Raw genomic sequence first — 18,587 nt, 5'->3', positions numbered from 1 at the left:
TGGGCTGTACTCCTGCCATGGTGATCGCAAGTCGAAGAGGTTCGGACCGTGAACAAGCCGCTACGCCGGATCGCGATCTTTTGTGGACTGCTGGTCCTCACCCTGCTCATCCGCGACAACTGGCTCCAGTACGTGAAGGCCAGCGACCTCAAGGCCGACGATGCCAACCCGCGCGTCACCATCGAGCGCTACTCCCAGCCACGCGGTGACATCATCGTCGACGGCAAGCCCATCACCGGTTCGAAGGCCACTCCGGACACCGACCTGAAGTACAAGCGCACCTGGAAGAACGGCCCCATGTGGGCCCCCGTCACCGGCTACTCCTCACAGCGCATCGGCGCCACCCAGCTGGAGAGCATCCACGACGGCATCCTCACCGGCAACGACGACCGGCTCTTCTTCCGCCGCACGCTCGACATGCTGACCGGCGAGAAGAAGGAGGGCGGCAATGTCGTCACCACCCTCAACGGCGCCGCGCAGAAGGCCGCGTACGAGGGGCTGAAGGGCCGCGGCAAGGGTGCCGTCGCCGCGATCGACCCCTCCACCGGCGCGATCCTGGCCCTGGCCTCCACCCCTTCGTACGACCCCGGCGACTTCGCGGGCAACACCGACAAAGAGGCCGAGAAGTTCGTCAAGCTGGACAAGGACAAGGACAAGCCGCTGGTCAACCGCGCGCTGCGCGAGACCTACCCGCCCGGCTCCACCTTCAAGGTGGTCACGGCGGCGGCCGCGCTGGAGCACGGTCTGTACGACGACATCGACGGCAAGACGGACTCGCCCCTGCCGTGGGTCATGCCGAACACCACCACCCCGCTGAAGAACGAGGGCGACCTGCCCTGCAAGAACGCCTCGCTGCGTGAGGCACTGCGGGTCTCCTGCAACACCGTGTTCGGCAAGATCGGTTCCGATCTCGGCAAGGACAAGATGCTGGAGACGGCGAAGAAGTTCGGGTTCAACTCGCAGCAGTTCGTGCCGGTCCGCTCCAACGCCTCCAACTTCCCCGAGGACATGGACAAGCCGCAGACCGCGCTGTCCTCCATCGGCCAGTTCGAGACCGCCGCGACGCCCCTGCAGATGGCCATGGTCGCCGCCGCGATCGCCAACGACGGCACGCTCATGGAGCCGTACATGGTCAGCGACCTCCAGGCACGGAACCTCGACGTCATCGAGAAGCACTCGCCCAAGGAGATGAGCGAGCCGCTCTCGAAGGAGAACGCCCAGAAGCTCCAGGAAATGATGGAGACGGTCGTCAAGACGGGCACCGGCACCCGGGCGCAGATCCCCGGCGTCACCGTCGGCGGCAAGACGGGCACGGCCCAGCACGGCGTCGCGAACAGCAAGAACCCGTACGCCTGGTTCATCTCGTACGCCAAGACGGACTCCGGGTCGCCGGTCGCCGTCGCCGTGGTCGTCGAGGACAGCGCCGCGGACCGTGGTGACATCTCCGGCGGCGGGCTCGCCGCCCCCATCGCCAGGGACGTCATGGAAGCGGTCATCAAGAGCAAGAAGTGACGCCCGTCACGGCCACTCCCCATCGGTGCACGTCGCGGTACCGGTCCGGTATCGGCTGACGGTCACGTCCAGGTCGCGCAAGTCGAGCCGGGTACCGTATGCCCGGACAGCACACCGCCGGACCACACAAGGTGCGGTCGGGACCGACGGAGAGGGCTGGATTAGCTATGGAAGAGCCGCGTCGCCTCGGCGGCCGGTACGAGTTGGGCCAGGTGCTCGGCCGTGGTGGGATGGCAGAGGTCTACCTCGCGCACGACACCCGCCTCGGCCGGACCGTGGCGGTGAAGACGCTGCGGGTGGATCTCGCCCGCGACCCGTCGTTCCAGGCCCGGTTCCGCCGTGAGGCCCAGTCGGCCGCCTCGCTCAACCACCCGGCGATCGTCGCGGTCTACGACACCGGCGAGGACTACGTCGACGGGGTCTCCATCCCGTACATCGTGATGGAGTACGTCGACGGCTCCACGCTGCGTGAACTGCTGCACTCCGGCCGCAAGCTGCTGCCGGAGCGGGCCATGGAGATGACGATCGGCATCCTCCAGGCCCTGGAGTACTCGCACCGGAACGGCATCGTCCACCGCGACATCAAGCCCGCGAACGTCATGCTGACGCGCAACGGCCAGGTCAAGGTGATGGACTTCGGCATCGCCCGCGCCATGGGCGAGTCCGGCATGACCATGACGCAGACGGCGGCGGTCATCGGCACGGCCCAGTACCTCTCGCCCGAGCAGGCCAAGGGCGAGCAGGTCGACGCCCGCTCCGACCTCTACTCCACCGGCTGCCTGCTCTACGAGCTGCTCACCGTCCGGCCGCCGTTCGTCGGCGACTCCCCGGTCGCGGTCGCCTACCAGCACGTACGTGAGGAGCCGCAGGCCCCGAGCGTCTTCGACGGAGAGATCACTCCGGAGATGGACGCCATCGTCCTGAAGGCCCTCACCAAGGACCCGGACTACCGCTACCAGTCGGCGGACGAGATGCGCGCCGACATCGAGGCGTGCCTGGACGGCCAGCCGGTCGCGGCCACCGCCGCCATGGGCGCCGTCGGGTACGGCGGGGCCGACGGCTACGGCTCCGAGCAGCAGACCGCGATGCTGCGCCCGCAGAACGGCGGCGGCCAGACGACGATGATGCCGCCGGTCGGTCCCGAGGGCGGTTACGGCTCGGAGGAGGGCGGTCACGGCCGCCGCCAGAAGAAGAGCAACACCTCGACGTGGCTGCTCATCGTCGCCGGCGTGCTGGTCCTGATCGGAGCGATCCTCATCGGGAAGTACACGTTCGGCGGGAAGGGTGGCGGAGACGGGAAGGTCGAGACGCCGAAGTTCGTGGGCGAGTCGTACGAGGCGGCCAAGAAGTCGGCCGAGAACGTCGGCCTCGAACTCGCGCTCGGCGCGCGCAAGCCCTGCGCGGACTACCCGAAGGGTGAGGTCTGCTCTCAGGACATCGCGGCCAAGACCAAGATCGACAAGGGCGACACCGTCACCGTGACGGTGTCCTCCGGTGCGCCCAAGGTCGCGGTCCCGAACGTCATCGGCATGGACATCGCCGCGGCCACGAAGAAGCTTGAGGCCGACAAGTACGGCCTGGTCGTCAAGCGCAACCCCGTGGAGTCCCCCGCGACTCCGGGCGAGGTCCTGGACCAGGACCCCACCTTCGGCAGCGAGGTGCAGAAGGGCAGCACGATCACGCTGGACGTCGCCAAGAAGAAGGCCCAGACCGTCGTGCCCAGCGTGGTCGGCAAGACCTGGGCGGAGGCGAAGAAGCAGATCGAGGACAGCAATCTGGTCCCCGAGCGTCAGGACGTCGCCAGCGACGAGGTCGAGGAGGGCAGCGTCATCCAGACCACGCCCACCGCCGGCACGTCGGCCGACCCCGGTTCCAAGGTCACCGTCCAGGTCGCCAAGGCCCCCGAGGAGCCCGAGGAGGCCACCGTCCCGCCGCTGACCGGGCAGAAGCTGAAGGACGCCCGTAAGGCCATCGAGGACGCGGGCCTGTCGGTCGGCAGCATCACGGGGCCGCAGGACGACGACGCGCTCGTGGTCTTCTCCGATCCCACCGCGGGCACGAAGGCCGCCCCCGGCTCGGCGGTCAATCTGACCACCGCGGGCGGCGGGAACGGCAACGGCCACGGCGGTGGCAACGGCGACGGCGGGCTCGACAGCGGCGGCTTCATCGGCGGCCTGTCACAGCGCGACAACCACCGGGGCTGGGGCGACGACGACTGACCCGCACGCACACATGAGAGAGCCCCGGCACCTGAGCGGTGCCGGGGCTCTGTCATGCGAGGTCACTTCAGCTCCGCCGGTGGCGTCCTGTCGTGGTCGACCTTCTCGATCCGGTCCAGCTTGCCCCAGACGACGTAGCGGTAGGTGGAGGTGAAGACGGGCGTGCAGGTCGTCAGCGTGATGTAGCGGCCCGGCTTCCGCGCGCCCGACTCCTTGGGGATCGGGTCCAGGACCTTCACGTTGTACTTCGAGGTCGACGGCAGCGTCGCGTACACCTTGTAGACGTACCACTTGTCCCGCGACTCGTAGACGATCGCGTCGCCCTTCTTGATCTTGTCGATCTTGTGGAACTTCGCGCCGTGTCCGTCGCGGTGGGCGGCCAGCGCGAAGTTGCCCTTCTTGTCCTGGGGCAGGGCGGACTTGACCGGCTTCTTGTAGTAGCCGGCGACGCCGTCGTTGAGGAGCTTGCTGTCGGTGCCGGGCTTGACCAGGATCTCGCCGTTGCCCATCGCGGGTACGTGGAGGAAGCCGATGCCGCCCCGGGTGTCGACGCTGCCCGGGCCGCCCGCCCAGCGGTCGCGCACCTTCTCGCTCTGCTTGTGCGCCTCGCGGTCGGCGACGACGTTCGTCCACCACAGGGAGTAGACGACGAAGAGCCCGAGGACGATCCCGGCGGTGATCAGGAGTTCACCGAAGACGCTGACCGCCGTGGCGAGGGGGCCTCGCGCCCGGCGTCGTGGTGCGGGCGCCTCCGGGGCGGGCGTCTCGGCCCGCGCCTGCTTCTCGTCGTCCTCGGTCGTGGCTGCCACTGTGTTCTGCCCCGTTCTCACACTTCTAGTTGACCAGCGCGCTCGGCTTGCCCTTGCTGCGCGGCCGTTCCTCCGCCATCTTGCCCCAGACGATCATTCGGTACTTACTCGTGAACTCCGGGGTGCAGGTGGTCAGTGTGATGTAGCGGCCGGGTTTCGTGAAGCCGGAGCCCGGCGGGACCGGGCCGATGACGCTGGTGTTGCCGGGGTCCGTCTGCGGCAGGATGCTCGCCATCTTGTAGACGTAGTACTTGTCCCGCGTCTCCACGACGATGGGATCGCCCGGCTTCAGGCGGTTGATGTAGCGGAACGGTTCGCCGTGGGTGTTGCGGTGGCCCGCCACCGCGAAGTTGCCGGTCCTGGCGTCCGGCATGGCCGTCTTGGTCGCGCCCTCGTTGTAGTGGCCGACCATGCCGCGGTCGAGGACCTGCTGCTTGTCGATGCCCTCGGCGACCGGCACGACGACGTCCAGCTTCGGGATGTGCAGGAGCGCGAAGCCCTGACCGGGTTCGAAGGCACCGGGCCTGCCCTTGCCCTTCGCCCACTCCTCCTGGAGGTCGTGGGCGGCGCCGTCCGCCTGCTGCTGGGCCCGGATGTTCGTCCACCACAGCTGGTAGGTGACGAAGAGCAGCATCAACACGCCCACCGTGATGAAGAGTTCGCCGAGCCCACGGCTGATCACGGCGCCGGGCGAGGGCCTGCGGGCGCGCTCGGCGCGGCGGGCCTCCAGGCGGGAGAGCGGGGCTCCGTCGGGCCGGGCGCGGGGCTGTGGGGGCCGCGGGGCCTGTGGGGGCCGTGTGCCGCCCTTCTTGGCGGCCTTGCGGCGGGCGGCCCTGCCCCCCGTGGGACGGGGTTCCACCGCACGGCGGGTGTCGGCGGTGCGCAGGCCCACCGTCTCGTCGTCGGTTATCGGCCGGGGGGCATGGCCACCGTAGAGCTGTTCGTACGTGGGCTCAGGCGGCCTCTGCGGCCGCGGCTGCTCCGGTGGCAGCGGGGTCCTCTGGGGCGGCGGCCCCGGCTGCTCCGGTGGCAGAGGGGTTCTCCGCGGCGGCGGCCCCTGCTGCTCCGGCAGAGGGGCCCTGGGAGGCCGCGGTGCCTGCTGCCGCTCCTGTACGGGGCTCGGCGGCTGCTGCGGCAGCTGCGGCCCCGCCGAGGCGCTGCGGAACCACGGCGAGGGGTGCCGGCCCGGCAGCGGATCGGTCAGCGGGTCGGCCAGGTGATCGACCGCTGCCTCCAGGGCCGCGGTCTCGTCCAGGCCCCCGGCAGCCCCGTCCCCGTCCCCGTGCCCGTGCGCGCCACTCGCACCGTACGGGGCTCCGGAGGAGTCGTGCCCGGGGCGCAAGGCGGTCACGCCGTGGCCCTGCCCACCACCGGGGCGAGCCCGCTCGATCGTGCGACGGCGCCGGTGTCGCCGCACTCCGCCAGCCAGTTGGCGAGCATCAGGTGACCGTGCTCGGTCAGTACGGACTCCGGATGGAACTGCACGCCCTCGACCGGCAGTTCACGGTGGCGCAGCCCCATGATGATGCCGTCCTCCGTGCGCGCCGTGACCTCCAGCTCGGCGGGGACCGTGGCGGGCTCGGCGGCGAGCGAGTGGTAGCGGGTGGCGGTGAAGGGCGAGGGCAGGCCCGTGAAGACCCCCTTGCCCTCGTGGCGCACCAGCGAGGTCTTGCCGTGCAGCAGCTCCGGGGCGCGGTCCACGACGCCGCCGTACGCCACCGCCATCGACTGCATGCCGAGGCAGACGCCGAAGACGGGCACGCCGGTCGTGGCGCAGTGCCGCACCATCTCGACGCAGACGCCCGCCTGCTCCGGGGTGCCGGGGCCCGGCGAGAGCAGGACGCCGTCGAAGCCGTCCTGCGCGTGCCGGAGCTCCACCTCGTCGTTGCGCAGCACCTCGCACTCGGCACCCAGCTGGTACAGGTACTGGACGAGGTTGAAGACGAAGCTGTCGTAGTTGTCCACGACCAGGACGCGGCTGCGGCGGCCGCCGGCGGTGCTCACTGGCCGTCCACGGTGACGTCGTTGAAGGGGAGCAGCGGCTCGGCCCACGGGAAGACGTACTGGAACAGCACATAGACCACCGCGAAGACGAGCACCAGAGAAATCAGCGCCCTTACCCATGCGTTTCCCGGCAGATGCCGCCAGATCCAGCCGTACATGCTGTCCCTTCCGTCGCGCGTACGGCAGCAGGCTCCTCGCCGTACGGCAACAGACTAACGGCGCAGTGCCTCCGGTTTCCCGGCCTCCACGGGCTGAGTGGCGTCCAGATGCGCCCAGACGATCAGCCGGTGGCTGTGGCCCCACTCCGGTTCGCAGGTCGTCAGGGTGAGGTAGCGGCCCGGGCCGTCGAAGCCGGATTTGCGCGGGACGGGGTCGATGACGCCGATGTCGCCGGGGAGGGTCCGGTAGGGCCTCTTGTCGACGCGGTACGTGAACCAGGTCGTGCCGTCGGTCAGGACGACGGGGTCACCGGGGCGCAGCTTCGGGAAGTCCTTGAAGGGGTCTCCGTAGGTGCGGCGGTGCCCGGCCACGGAGAAGTTGCCCTTCTGGCCGAGCTGGGCGGTGGAGCCGTAGTGGCCGAGGCCCTTCTTCAGTACGTCGGTGCCGGTGCCCTGGAGCACGGGCTTGTTCCACGTGAAACCGAACCGCGGGATGTACATGACGGCGAAGGGCTTGCCGTCCTGGTAGGGGGCGGGCTCGGCGGGTGAGGTCCCGGCCGGCTCGTCGGCCGCGCCCGCGCCCGCGGCGATCTCGCCCCGCGCCCACTGGTCCCGCAACGCGTCGATCTGGCTGTCCATGGCGTAGTCGGCCTGCACGCCGGTCCAGAACAGGACGTACACGACAAAGAGCACGATCAGCGCGCCGACGGTGATGCACAGTTCGCTGAACGTCCTGACGAGCACGCGCACGGACACAGAGGCTCCCTCCTCGGGGCTCGCTCCGTCGTTCTCCGGTTATTCCACAGGCTTCGCGTAGTGGAGATCCACTGTGCCCGAGTAGCCGGGAAGAGTCACCGCCCCGTCGTCGTCCACTTTCCAGCCGAGGCCGTAGGCGTTGACGTACAGCATGTAGTTCTGGATCTCGGGGGAGGCGGCGAGGGCGTCCTTGAGCTTGTCGGGGTCGCCGACGGCGGTCACCTTGTAGGGCGGCGAGTAGACGCGGCCCTGGAGGATCAGGGTGTTGCCGACGCAGCGCACGGCGCTCGTGGAGATCAGCCGCTGGTCCATGACCTTGATGCCCTTGGCGCCGCCCTGCCACAGGGCGTTGACCACGGCCTGGAGGTCCTGCTGGTGGATGACCAGGTCGTTCGGCTGGGGCTCGGGGTAGCCGGGGAGCTTGGCCGTGGCGTCGGGCGGGGCGTCGGCGAGGGTGACCGTGACCGCCTTGCCGCTCAGCTCCTTGGTGCCGGCGTTGTCCTCCAGGGCCTTCAGGCGGGCGTCATCGGCCTTGGTGCCGCCGCCGTCGCGCTGGGCGAGGGCCTCCACGTCGTCACGCAGGGAGCCGTTGGACTCCTCCAGCGCGCCGTTCTTGTGACTGCGCTCCTGGATCAGGTCCGAGAGCTTCAGCAGCGACGCGTCGGTGCGGATGTTGGTGCCCTTGGCGGTGTTGAAACTGGTGAAGAAAATCAGGCCCGCGAGCGCGAAAACGGCGCCCGTAAGCACGCGAACCGGACGCCACCGGGGACGGCGCCCGGCACCTTCGGGGGAGTCGGCAGAATTGCTCAACGTACCCTTATCTCCTTCAGCGCCGCGGAAGCACTACGCTAACGGACGCCCGGGGGAGGCTCAGCTCCCGATGACGCCCACCCGGCCCGACCACAGTTACCTGCGCGGCCACGCAGCGCATCGACAGGAGAGACCCTCGTGCCGAAGTCACGTATCCGCAAGAAGGCTGACGACTACACCCCGCCGCCCGCGAAGAAGGCGACGAGCATCAAGCTGACGAACCGCAGCTGGGTGGCTCCGGTGATGCTGGCGCTGTTCCTCATCGGGCTCGCCTGGATCGTCGTCTTCTACGTCACGGACGGCAAGCTGCCGATCGATACGCTCGGCAACTGGAACATCGTGGTCGGCTTCGGCTTCATCGCGGCGGGATTCGGCGTCTCGACGCAGTGGAAGTAGCATCTTCCGGTCGGCCGGGACAGCTCTTACGGGCCGCTCCGCGCAAGCCCTGCCCTGAGTTATCCACAGCGCTATCCACACGAGTGGAAAAGGTCTGAAGATCTGTGGATAACTCTCCGCCGGTTGACGCCGGTGTGACCGGCCCGCCGACTCTCTCTCCCCCGCTCGCCCCTTGTCATTCCTGGGGAAACCCAGGTCGATGACGAGGGGCACGACTGTTCCCCACAGCGTGCACAGGTTCGGGCACACGCTGTGGACAACGCCGTCACCTCACGTGAGCTGCCCGGTCCTCACGACGACCATCACCACAGCCGTGAGGAGAACCAGCGCGCAGCTGCCGAACTGGACGAGGCTCCGGCGCTCGCGGGGCGCGTGCACCATCGCGTACCCGACGACGAGACCGCCGGCGAGGCCGCCGACGTGGGCCTGCCACGCGATGCTGGGCCAGAAGGCCGTGATGAGCAGGTTGATCGCCAGCAGGGCGAGCACCGGCCGCATGTCGTAGTTCAGCCGCCGCATCAGGATGGCGGTCGCGCCGAACAGGCCGAAGATGGCCCCGGACGCACCGAGCGAGGGCTGGTTCTGCGCGGCGAGCAGGTAGGTGAGCGCGCTGCCCGCGATGCCCGACACCAGGTACAGGGCGATGAAGCGGACCCGGCCGAGCGCCGCTTCGAGCGGACCGCCGATCCACCACAGGCTCAGCATGTTGAAGGCGATGTGCATGAGGCCGCTGTGCAGGAACATCGCGGTGACCAGGCGGTACCACTGCCCCTCGGATACGCCCTCGAACGACCCGAGCTCCGGCACGAGCGCCTGACCGAGCATGTAGTACTGCGCGGTGAAGCGCTCCCCCACCGCCTGCTGCACCAGGAACAGGGCGACGTTCAGCCCCACCAGGATCTTGGTGACCAGGCGCGGGTCCGCGGTGACCGCGCCGCCCGCGACCGTGCGCGGCTGGTTGGCCGCGGGCGCGTGGCCGGTGCCCGAGCCCTCGCGGACGCACTCCGGGCACTGGAAGCCGACCGAGGCGCTGATCATGCACTCGGGGCAGATGGGCCGCTCGCAGCGCGTGCAGGTGATGCCGGTCTCTCGGTCCGGATGCCGGTAGCAACCGGGCAGGCCCGACGCTCCCTGCGGCTCCTGCGGGCTGCCTGGCACCTGGTCCATGGGATATCCCTCGATCTCCGTACGAAGAAGCTGTGACGGCACTTGCGTCGCTGACGGGACTCGCGTCGCCGATGGCACTTACGTCGCTGATGGCGCGGTGGCAACACGTCGCCCCGCCCTTCCTTACGGATGAGCGGGGCGGTTCGGTTCCCGCGCCGATGGGCTCGGGTACGCGCTGATCAGGCCTCGCGGGTCTCGATGACCACGGACTCGATGACCACGTCCTTGACCGGGCGGTCGGTGCGCGGGTTCGTCTGCGTGCCCGCGATGGCGTCGACGACCTTCCTGCTGGCGTCGTTGGCGACCTCGCCGAAGATCGTGTGCTTGCCGGTCAGCCACGCGGTGGGCGACACCGTCACGAAGAATTGCGAGCCGTTGGTGCCCGGGCCGGCGTTGGCCATGGCCAGCAGGTACGGCTTGTTGAAGGCGAGGTCGGGGTGGAACTCGTCCCCGAACTCGTAGCCCGGGCCGCCGGTGCCGTTGCCCAGCGGGTCACCGCCCTGGATCATGAAGCCGCTGATCACCCGGTGGAAGACCGTGCCGTCGTACAGCCGGTCCTTGGTCTTCTTGCCGGTCGCCGGGTGGGTCCACTCGCGCTCGCCCTGGGCGAGCTCCACAAAGTTCTTGACCGTCTTCGGCGCGTGATTCGGCAGCAGCCGCACCTCGATGTCGCCGTGGTTGGTCTTCAGGGTGGCGTAAAGCTGCTCAGCCACGATCTGCCTTCCGTTGTCTTCCGTGACAGCCCGATCCTCGCATGGACCGGATCGGGACGAGTAGCCACCGAGTGGGCGCGCTCCGGGGCGATCCGTGGCATCGTCGGCGAGGACGTCTGAGGACGTCTTCTCACGGAGATATCCCCCGATCAAGGCTCGGCCGGGTCGACGCGACTGAGCCGGATGCCCGTCCTCTCATACCTGGGAGCGATCCAGAAGGCATGATCTTTGAAAGGGTGGAAAGGTGACATAGGTATACGCCACCGAGGAGGAGGATCACGTGACCCGCATCGAGAGCGTGCGCGCCGCGACCGGCTCGGCCAAGGACAGCGTGCGGCACGCCGCGGACGCGGTGGCGCCATACGCCGACACGGCCAAGGACCGAGCCGCGCACTACGCCCAGGAGGCGCGTGCACGACTGGCGCCCAAGGTGTCGCAGGCGGCCGAACAGGCCCGTGTCCAGTACGGCGCCCACGTCGCCCCCCGCGTCGAACAGGCGCGTACGCACGTGCCGCCGAAGGTCGACCATGCCGCGCAGGAGGCCGCCGCACGCACCCGCAAGGCCGCCCGACAGGCGGCCGACTACTCCAAGCCCCGCATCGAGCACGCGGTGGCCGCCGCGCAGCCCGTCCGCGAGGAAGCCGCCGCCCGCAGTGCCGCGGCCCTCGCCGCGCTGCGCGGTCAGGTCTCGGCCAAGGAGATCCAGCGCCTGGTCCGCAAGCACGAGCGCCGCGCCAGGAACGGCCGCGTCTTCAAGAGGGTCGCCCTCTTCGGCATCCTCGCGGGTGGCGCCTTCGCCGCCTGGAAGTGGTGGGACAAGCAGGCCAACCCGGACTGGCTGGTCGAGCCCCCCGCGGCCACCGAGGTCCCGGACACCACGCCGCTGACCTCGGTCGACGGCAGTGACCAGACGTCCCTCGACCCCGAGGTCCAGGCCAAGCAGGCCGAGGCGGAGGCGGAGGCGCCGGAGGGGGACAAGCGGAGCTGACGCCCGAGGGCACCGACGACACCGCGGGGCGGAAGGCCGGATGGCCTTCCGCCCCGCGGCATGTCCGCGGCACCGTCTGACCTCAGGCGCCTCAGGACGCCGGACCGTTCGTCAGCAAGTCCGTCAGCTCCGCGTCCGGGTCTCTCGTGACCCGGCGCAGCGTCGTCACGAACTCCGTGGCGAGCGACTCGATGGTCGGCCGGTCGAACAGCGCGGCGCGGCACGCGATCGATCCCCGGAAGCCCCGTTCCGTCGAGAGGACCGAAAAGGCCATATCGGATTTGGCCGTGGCCTCTTCGGTGTCCACCGGCTCGATTTCGAGACCGGGCCAGACGTCGACGTCCACGGAGGCGTTGTCGAATGAGAAGACCGTTTCGAACAGGGCGGTCGCTCGCCTGTCGCGCCGGGGGCCGAGGTGCGCGACAAGTTTCTCGAACGGATAGTCCTTGTTCTCGTAGGCATCCAACGAAACATTCCGCACGCGGTGCAGCAGGTCCCGGAATGTCCGATCGTCTGTCGAGTCGATCCGCAGTGCCACGATGTTCAGGAAATAGCCGATGGTCCTCAGCAGCGCCACTTCACGCCGGTTCGACATGGGGCTGCCCACGACGATATCCCGCTGCCCGGAGATGCGGGCGAGCGTCACATGGTGCACCGCCACCATGAACATGAAGGGGGTCACCCGCTCCGCCGTCAGCAGTCCACTGAGATCGCCGACGTCCTCCGCGGCCACCTCGAACTCGACGGTTTCTCCGGCATCAGGCGCGATCGCCGGTCGCGGACGGCTGCCCGGGAGGCGGAAGGGTTCGGCCCCGTCCAGGGTGCGGCGCCAGAACTCCAGTCGCGCCTTGCTTTCGGCAGACTCCAGCCAGTCGCTCTCCGCCCCGGCGAAATCCACGTACTGCGCCACTACCGGCTCCACCGCCGCGGTGCCGCCTTCCACGGCTGCCGTGTAGAACTCCCGCAGCTCACTCATCAGAAGGTCGAGTGAGCGTCCGTCGAAGATCGCGTGGTGAGCCGCCATCAGCAGCACGTGATCGCGGTCCGCCGTTTTCAGCAGGCCGGCCCTGAACAACGGTCCGGCGTGCAGATCGAAGCCGCATCCCGCCTCTTGGTCCAGTCTCCGCCGAACCGCCTCGTCCCCGCCTGACACCACTTCGACGTCCAGGTGCAGGACCAGTTCGTCGGCGATCTTCTGGCGCGGTCTTCCGTCCACTTCCGTGAAAGTGGTGCGCAGTGCCCCGTGGCGGGCGATGACCTGGTTCAGTCCCCCTTCCAGGGCGGGGACGTTCAGCTCCCCGCGGACACGGAAGGCGAACACCATCGAATACTGTGCCGACCCGCCGTTCAGCTGGTCGATGAGCCACAGAGCCTCCTGCCCGACCGACGTCGGCATCGGTCCCGTAAGAGTCATCGCTCTTCCCTTTCTGTCGTCAACTTGGCAACACCGCCTGTGTGTTGGGCCTCGGGCTCCCCTTGGCGTATGGGGCCTTCCCGCCAATTCTGGTCAGCAGCACGCCAGTTGCGCCTCGGTCGACACTCCGTGCGATGGGCGTGCACACCGCGCCGCGGTCGCCTTCGTGATTGAATTGCCCCGGGTTTCATGGCGACATCGATGCCCCGGAAGGATGCCGTTCATTGCTGCGCGCGGAGCTGAACCACGGGCCGCACGAAGGGATTTGATGGCATGAGACTCGCCCACGAACGCTTCGCCGACCGCGTCGCGGCGCAGCCCGAGAGCACCGCGGTCGTGCAGGGCCGTCACCGCGTGACCTACGCCGGGCTCGACGCACGGGCGCACCACATCACGGGCCTCCTCAGGGCGTCCCGCGTCGGCCGGGGCGCCGTCGTCATGGCTCACCTGGAACGTTCCCCCGACCTGATCGCCACCATGCTCGCGACCTGGATGACCGGGGCGGCCTACCTCCCCGTCGAGCCGGGAACTCCCGCCGACCGGATCGCCGCCCTTGCCCGCGCGTCCGACTGCGCGGCCGTCGTGACCGCCTCGGCCGGTGACCGCCTCCCGGATCTGGCCGTTCCGCTGGTCCGCCTGGACGAGCCCGCGCCCGCGGCCGAGGACCTCGTACCGCATCGCGCCGCGTCCGCCCCTGCCGCGCCGGCGGTGGGCACGGACCTCGCATACGTCATCTACACCTCCGGATCGACCGGCACCCCCAAGGGTGTCGAGGTCGAGCACGCCTCCTTGGCGTACCTCCTCGCACACATCAACGAGCGGTACGGCATCTCGCCCGAGGACCGGGTGCTCCAGCTCGCCGCCATCACCTTCGACACCTCCGTCGAGCAGATGCTGGTCTCCCTCCTCAACGGCGCCACCCTGGTCCTACCCGACCGGAGGTGGGCGCCGGGCGAACTGGCCGATGAGGTCAACCGGTACGGCATCACCGTCATGGACCTCACGCCCTCCTACTGGCGGGCGTTCCTCGCGGAGCTGGAGCAGGGCCCGCAGGACCTTCCGGTGCGGCTGACCATCGTGGGGGGCAGTGCGGTGCACAGCGCGGACTGCGAGCGCTCGTTGCGGCTCCTTCCCGGCTCCCGGCTGGTGAACGCCTACGGTCTGACCGAGGCCGCCATCACCTCCTGCACCGTTGACATCACGGCCGACCTGTCGCGGGAGCACGGTGTCGTGCCGGTCGGCCACCCGCTGCCCGGCACGGGGGTCCACCTGCTGGACGAGTCGCTGGAGCCGGTGCCCGCCGGGCAGCAGGGCGAGGTCTACCTGTCGGGGCCGGGGCTGGCGCGCGGATACGTCGACCCGGAGGCGACCGCGTCCCGGTTCGTGCGCGGCGCCGGCGCGACGGCCGGGCTGCGCCTGTACCGCACGGGGGATCTCGGGGTCCTGGGGCCGGAGGGTCTGCGGGTCACCGGCAGGGCGGACCGGCAGCTGAAGGTCAGGGGCTTCCGGGTGGAGCCCGCCGAGATCGAACAGGCGCTCGTGGAGCACCCCGAGGTCACCGACGCGGCGGTCAAGCCGTTCGAGCTCCACGGGGATCTCGCGCTGGCCGCCTATTACGCCACCCGCGCGCGTGAGCCACTGCGGGTCCGGGACCTTCGCACCCACCTCGGCGCGCGCCTTCCGGCGTACATGGTGCCCGCCGCGTTCGTTCCCGTCGCCTCCATGCCGGTCAAGCCCAACGGCAAGGTGGACTTCGCGGCGCTCCCCGACGTCGATCCCTCCGGGTGAGCCGGCTCGCAAACGTTCGTGCGCGGCGCCCGCTCCTCAGGTCTCGGGCATCGGGGTGGCGCCTACGGGCTCCGTGGAGCGGCGAGGGGTGGCCGGCAGGGACCAGTAGATCTTCCCCATGCCGCCGAGCACGCCGTGCAGGCGCGGCAGCCGCGCGTAGACCGGGTCGCGCTGCAGGATGGCGTCCACCTCGCGCAGCCGCCACATGGGGGTCCGCGGGAACAGGTGGTGGACCAGGTGGAAGCCCTCGCCGTCCTTCTCTCCGACCAGGAAACGCGTCGCGAGTCCGTACACCCGGTTCCAGGACATGTAGATGTCCACCCGTGGCGCGGTCTCGATCAGGGTGAAGTGCTCCATCAGCTCGGCGACCGCCCCGATCCACACCTGCGTGGTGATCAGCGGTACGACCCAGAGCAGGAGCAGCCAGGGCCACCAGCCGCCGAGGACCGCCCACGCGAGGACGGCGGCGAGGAGCGTGGCACGCAGCCACCGCTCCGACGCCTTCTCGCCCTTGGTCACCATCCGGTGCCGGAGCAGGTAATAGAGGTACGAGGCGGTGGCGCGCGGGCTCAGGGCGGTCCACATGTACCGCCGCAGCGCGGCCCGGCTGAGGTTGTCCCCGCACAGCGCGTTGTCCTGGTACTGCTTGTAGTCGGGGTCCCGCTCCGGGTCGCCGAGGCGGCCGTGGTGCTCGCCGAGGTGCGAGGCGCGGTAGCCGGTGAAGCTCTGCAAAACCGGATATCCGCCGAACAGCGCCCCGATCACGTCGCCGGCGCGGCGGTTCGCCATGAACGCGCGATGGGTCGCCATGTGCAGTACCCCGGCGAGGGCCCGCTGGCGGCCACCGATGAAGAACACGGCGGCGACGTACACGGGAAGGGCGATCCAGAGCGAGGCGTTCTCGAACGCCAGCACAGAGGCCGCGCACCACACGGCGACCCACAGCACGTGCTCCGCCACTTCGAGGGGGCCGTGCCAGTTGTCCAGTCGGGACGCGGCGCGCACAGCCGCGAGGATCTCGGGCGAAAACTTGTGCCGTTCGGCCCGTTCGGGGCTTGCCACAGTCTGGTCCCTCCCGCTGAGAATCTGAACCCGTGGACTCTGAAACGTGTGGGGCGGTTGTCACCGGCGGCCGGGGAGAAGAGGCCAATTGACCTTGCCCTGGCGGGTGTTGGGGTCTTCAGCCGATCCAAGACAGGAGTGATCGCAGTATTTTCCGCGCGGCACTGTACTGTCAAGCGATTCTGTGCGTCCGCGGCCAGGGGAAAGGGCCGTTGAACCAGGGAAAAGGGCCGTTCCGGCTGGTCCGGGGCGGCGCGCGGACCGGCCGCGCCGGTTGATCGGGTATGTATGCTCACTTCCCGCACCAGCCGCACCGCCCGCGCGTACGCTATGAGTTGACGACTTCAGGACTCCGCGGGGGACCCGCGGGGAGAGGGCGAGTCCTTGTCCGCGAAGACCCTGCACTCCTGGTTCACCGACAGTGTCCGCCGAGCCCCTGACCGGGAAGCGCTGGTCGCCGACGGGCGGACGGTCAGTTACGCCCAACTCGATTATCTGTCCAGGGAATTGGCGATCCGCATTTCGGCGGCGGAGGCACCGCGGCCCCTCCGAGTCGGATTGCTCGCCGCGGCCGGTGTGACCGCCTATGCCGGCTATCTCGGCACACTGCGCGTCGGCGGCATCGTGGCCCCGCTCCCCGTGGACCACCCCGCCGATAGAATCCGCCAGGTCGTCGAACTCGCCGCCCTGGACGTGGTGTTGGCCGAGGAGGGCCGGGACGCCTCCTTCCTGGACGGGACGGACGTACCGGTGATCACCGTCGCCGGGAGCCGGCTGCGGCGCGCCCTGGAGGACGCTCCTGCCGTCCCGGGCGATCCGTCGGACGACAAGCAGGACCCGGACGCGGTCGCGTACATCCTCTTCACCTCGGGCTCCACCGGGGTGCCCAAGGGCGTGCCCATCCGGCACCGCCACCTCGACGCCTACCTCCGCCTCCACATCGACCGATTCCAGGTCGGCGCCGATTGCCGGGTCGCGCAGAACATCGCCCTGACGTTCGACCCGTCGGTCCTCAACACCTTCATCGCCTGGGGCGGCGGAGCGACGCTGGTGGTGCCCACACGAGGCGAGCTGGTGGACCCGGTCGGCTTCGTCGGCGCCCATGGCCTGACCCACTGGATGTCCGTGCCGTCGATCGTCTCGCTCGTACGCGACGCCGGCGCCCTCCCGCCCGGCAGCATGCCGACCCTGCGCCACAGCTACTTCGGCGGCGAGCAGCTGACCCTGGAGCAGGCGCAGGCCTGGTCGGACGCCGCGCCGAACAGCACGGTCGACAATCTGTACGGGCCCACCGAACTCGCCATCTCGGTGACGGCCTACCGGCTTCCTGCCGACCGCTCCGCATGGCCGAAGACCTCCAACGGCACGACGCCGATCGGCCGCATCCACCCGCACCTCGAACACCGGATCGACCCCGACACCGGTGAGCTGCAGGTGCGCGGCGAGCAGCGGTTCGACGGCTACCTCGACCCGGCCGCCAACGAGGGGCGCTTCCACGACCCCGTCCCGCATCCGGGTCCCGAGCCCAGCCCGCAGGCGTGGTACCGGACCGGTGACCGCGTCACCGTCGAGGACGGGGAACTCGTACACATGGGCCGCCTCGACGAGCAGGTCAAGATCATGGGTCAGCGGCTCGAACTGGGCGACGTGGAGGCCGGAATCCGCCAGTGGGGAGGGGTCGACGACGTGGTGGTCACCGTCGCGAAGGCGGCGGGGGGCCAGCCACGGCTCCTCGCCGTCTACAGCGGGGCCGGGACCGCGCCCGCCGAGCTGCGCGCCCGGCTCCGCCCGCATCTGCCGGCGCACATGCTCCCGACGCGGTTCGTCCAGGTCGACGCCCTGCCGCTCAACGCCAACGGCAAAGTCGACCGCCTGGCCTGCAGCCGGCTCTGAGTGCCCGTCCGCCGCGTGGCGCCGAGGAATCCCCAGGTACGGACCGTTCACGGACGAAGGAGTACTGGCTTGAAGGACACCGTAGTCGTCCGGCCCAAGCGGGACCCCAAGGCTGTCATGCGCTTCATCTGCCTGGGTTACTGCGGCGGAGGCGTCAGCTCCTACATGAGGTGGCCCGATGTGATGCCGCCCGGCGTGGAGGCCGCCGCGATCTGCTACCCGGGCCGGGAGGGCCGCTTTGTCGAGGACTTCGCGGAGAACTGGGACGAGCTGGTCGACGACGTCATCGAGGCGGTGGTCTCCGCGGCCGGCCTTCCGTATGTGCTCTTCGGCCACAGCATGGGCAGCTGGGTCGCCTTCGACGTCGCCTCCCGGCTGGAGGAGCGCGGCGGCCCCGCGCCCGCGGCGCTGGTGGTGTCCTCCGCCAACGCGCCGAGCGAGAGCCTCGCCGTGGAGGAGGTCACTCCCTCGCGCCGCGACAGCGACGAACAGCTCCTCGCCTGGATGCGGCAGTTCGGGCTGCTGCCGCACCACGTGCTCGACAGCGCCGAACTCCAGGACATGGCCGTTGAGTTGATGCGCGCCGACATCCGGGTGCGCGACACCTTCCAGCCCCGCGAAGGCGCCACGGTGCAGGCGCCCGTCGAGCTGTTCACCGGCGCCGACGACGAGACCATCGATCCCGACGTACGGGAGCAGTGGCTGAGGCTGGCGAAGAACGGGGTGCGCCACACCGAGCTGCCGGGGTCGCACTTCTACACGCCCGAGGTCTGGAACGCTCTTCCCTCGTACATGGCCTCACTCAGCGAGCAAGTCCCCGCCTCGTAGGCACGCCACGCGCTCCCCCGCGCGTGCGGCCGACCGGCCGGGACAGCCGTATCCCCTTGTCCGCCTGCTC

At 69.5% G+C, this 18,587-nt stretch carries 17 protein-coding genes; 7 read left to right on the top strand and 10 right to left on the bottom strand.

Features of this window, described 5'->3' with window-relative positions:
* Positions 1–48: 48 nt before the first annotated feature.
* Positions 49–1,512, top strand: coding sequence for a peptidoglycan D,D-transpeptidase FtsI family protein (locus tag J2N69_RS19025; protein WP_230901853.1), 1,464 nt, complete (start codon positions 49–51; stop codon positions 1,510–1,512).
* 167 nt (positions 1,513–1,679) lie between these two features.
* Positions 1,680–3,731 carry a Stk1 family PASTA domain-containing Ser/Thr kinase gene (gene pknB / locus J2N69_RS19020; protein WP_230901852.1) on the top strand — a complete coding sequence of 684 codons (2,052 nt, stop codon included), beginning with the start codon at positions 1,680–1,682 and terminating at the stop codon, positions 3,729–3,731.
* A gap of 62 nt (positions 3,732–3,793) precedes the next feature.
* Here pknB and J2N69_RS19015 read toward each other — a convergent pair whose 3' ends face one another.
* Genes J2N69_RS19015 through J2N69_RS18990 form a run of 6 tightly spaced genes read right to left on the bottom strand, consistent with a single transcriptional unit; the run spans position 3,794 to position 8,268 of the window.
* Positions 3,794–4,540, bottom strand: coding sequence for a class E sortase (locus tag J2N69_RS19015; protein ID WP_230901851.1), 747 nt, complete (start codon positions 4,538–4,540; stop codon positions 3,794–3,796).
* A gap of 25 nt (positions 4,541–4,565) precedes the next feature.
* Positions 4,566–5,891: a class E sortase gene (locus J2N69_RS19010; RefSeq protein WP_230901850.1), complete on the bottom strand. Its 1,326-nt coding sequence runs from the start codon at positions 5,889–5,891 to the stop codon at positions 4,566–4,568.
* Positions 5,888–6,544, bottom strand: coding sequence for an aminodeoxychorismate/anthranilate synthase component II (locus tag J2N69_RS19005; protein WP_230901849.1), 657 nt, complete (start codon positions 6,542–6,544; stop codon positions 5,888–5,890). The genes J2N69_RS19010 and J2N69_RS19005 overlap by 4 nt, the downstream gene beginning before the upstream one ends.
* A complete protein-coding gene (locus J2N69_RS19000) occupies positions 6,541–6,702 on the bottom strand; it encodes a hypothetical protein (RefSeq protein ID WP_107097924.1) in 162 nt (53 codons plus the stop codon). The genes J2N69_RS19005 and J2N69_RS19000 overlap by 4 nt, the downstream gene beginning before the upstream one ends.
* A 54-nt stretch (positions 6,703–6,756) precedes the next feature.
* Positions 6,757–7,452, bottom strand: a complete 696-nt coding sequence (locus J2N69_RS18995) for a class E sortase (RefSeq protein WP_230904772.1) — start codon at positions 7,450–7,452, stop codon at positions 6,757–6,759.
* A gap of 45 nt (positions 7,453–7,497) precedes the next feature.
* Positions 7,498–8,268: a DUF881 domain-containing protein gene (locus J2N69_RS18990; protein WP_127909416.1), complete on the bottom strand. Its 771-nt coding sequence runs from the start codon at positions 8,266–8,268 to the stop codon at positions 7,498–7,500.
* A gap of 138 nt (positions 8,269–8,406) precedes the next feature.
* On the opposite strand from J2N69_RS18990, the gene crgA reads away from it, so the two are divergent.
* Positions 8,407–8,664 (top strand): cell division protein CrgA, encoded by a 258-nt coding sequence (gene crgA / locus J2N69_RS18985; RefSeq protein ID WP_230901848.1) that lies wholly within the window; start codon positions 8,407–8,409, stop codon positions 8,662–8,664.
* 270 nt (positions 8,665–8,934) lie between these two features.
* Here the strand turns inward: crgA and J2N69_RS18980 are convergent, their stop codons facing one another.
* Together J2N69_RS18980 and J2N69_RS18975 are read right to left on the bottom strand one after the other, a co-directional pair.
* The gene (locus tag J2N69_RS18980; RefSeq protein WP_230901847.1) at positions 8,935–9,831 is read right to left on the bottom strand and encodes a rhomboid family intramembrane serine protease; all 897 of its coding nucleotides are present in this window, start codon (positions 9,829–9,831) and stop codon (positions 8,935–8,937) included.
* Positions 9,832–10,010: 179 nt separating this feature from the next.
* Positions 10,011–10,544, bottom strand: a complete 534-nt coding sequence (locus J2N69_RS18975; RefSeq protein WP_230901846.1) for a peptidylprolyl isomerase — start codon at positions 10,542–10,544, stop codon at positions 10,011–10,013.
* A 280-nt stretch (positions 10,545–10,824) separates the two neighbouring features.
* Here J2N69_RS18975 and J2N69_RS18970 point away from each other — a divergent pair, with 280 nt between their 5' ends.
* The gene (locus tag J2N69_RS18970) at positions 10,825–11,532 is read left to right on the top strand and encodes a DUF5324 family protein (protein ID WP_127909413.1); all 708 of its coding nucleotides are present in this window, start codon (positions 10,825–10,827) and stop codon (positions 11,530–11,532) included.
* Between the two features lie 91 nt (positions 11,533–11,623).
* Here the strand turns inward: J2N69_RS18970 and J2N69_RS18965 are convergent, their stop codons facing one another.
* A complete protein-coding gene (locus J2N69_RS18965; RefSeq protein WP_230901845.1) occupies positions 11,624–12,946 on the bottom strand; it encodes a condensation domain-containing protein in 1,323 nt (440 codons plus the stop codon).
* A 273-nt stretch (positions 12,947–13,219) separates the two neighbouring features.
* Here J2N69_RS18965 and J2N69_RS18960 point away from each other — a divergent pair, with 273 nt between their 5' ends.
* Positions 13,220–14,734, top strand: coding sequence for an amino acid adenylation domain-containing protein (locus tag J2N69_RS18960; protein WP_230901844.1), 1,515 nt, complete (start codon positions 13,220–13,222; stop codon positions 14,732–14,734).
* Positions 14,735–14,770: 36 nt separating this feature from the next.
* Here J2N69_RS18960 and J2N69_RS18955 read toward each other — a convergent pair whose 3' ends face one another.
* On the bottom strand, positions 14,771–15,796 hold the full coding sequence (locus J2N69_RS18955; RefSeq protein ID WP_230901843.1) for a fatty acid desaturase: 1,026 nt from the start codon (positions 15,794–15,796) through the stop codon (positions 14,771–14,773).
* Positions 15,797–16,180: 384 nt separating this feature from the next.
* Between J2N69_RS18955 and J2N69_RS18950 the strand changes: the two genes are divergently transcribed.
* Together J2N69_RS18950 and J2N69_RS18945 are read left to right on the top strand one after the other, a co-directional pair.
* On the top strand, positions 16,181–17,689 hold the full coding sequence (locus tag J2N69_RS18950) for an AMP-binding protein (protein ID WP_230901842.1): 1,509 nt from the start codon (positions 16,181–16,183) through the stop codon (positions 17,687–17,689).
* A gap of 69 nt (positions 17,690–17,758) precedes the next feature.
* Positions 17,759–18,517 (top strand): thioesterase II family protein, encoded by a 759-nt coding sequence (locus tag J2N69_RS18945; RefSeq protein WP_230901841.1) that lies wholly within the window; start codon positions 17,759–17,761, stop codon positions 18,515–18,517.
* The last annotated feature ends 70 nt before the right edge of the window (positions 18,518–18,587 follow it).

Source organism: Streptomyces huasconensis, assembly GCF_021028635.1.
GTDB classification, from domain to species: domain Bacteria; phylum Actinomycetota; class Actinomycetes; order Streptomycetales; family Streptomycetaceae; genus Streptomyces; species Streptomyces huasconensis.
The sequence above is the reverse complement of the archived record's forward strand: the minus strand, read 5'-3'. Positions and strand labels throughout refer to the sequence as shown.

Bases quoted from the DNA above. Each gene is read 5' to 3' on its own strand.
- pknB (WP_230901852.1), top strand. From the start codon at position 1,680: ATGGAAGAGCCGCGTCGCCTCGGCGGCCGGTACGAGTTGGGCCAGGTG.
- J2N69_RS19000 (WP_107097924.1), bottom strand. From the start codon at position 6,702: ATGTACGGCTGGATCTGGCGGCATCTGCCGGGAAACGCATGGGTAAGG.
- J2N69_RS18980 (WP_230901847.1), bottom strand. From the start codon at position 9,831: ATGGACCAGGTGCCAGGCAGCCCGCAGGAGCCGCAGGGAGCGTCGGGC.
- J2N69_RS18965 (WP_230901845.1), bottom strand. From the start codon at position 12,946: ATGACTCTTACGGGACCGATGCCGACGTCGGTCGGGCAGGAGGCTCTG.
- J2N69_RS18960 (WP_230901844.1), top strand. From the start codon at position 13,220: ATGAGACTCGCCCACGAACGCTTCGCCGACCGCGTCGCGGCGCAGCCC.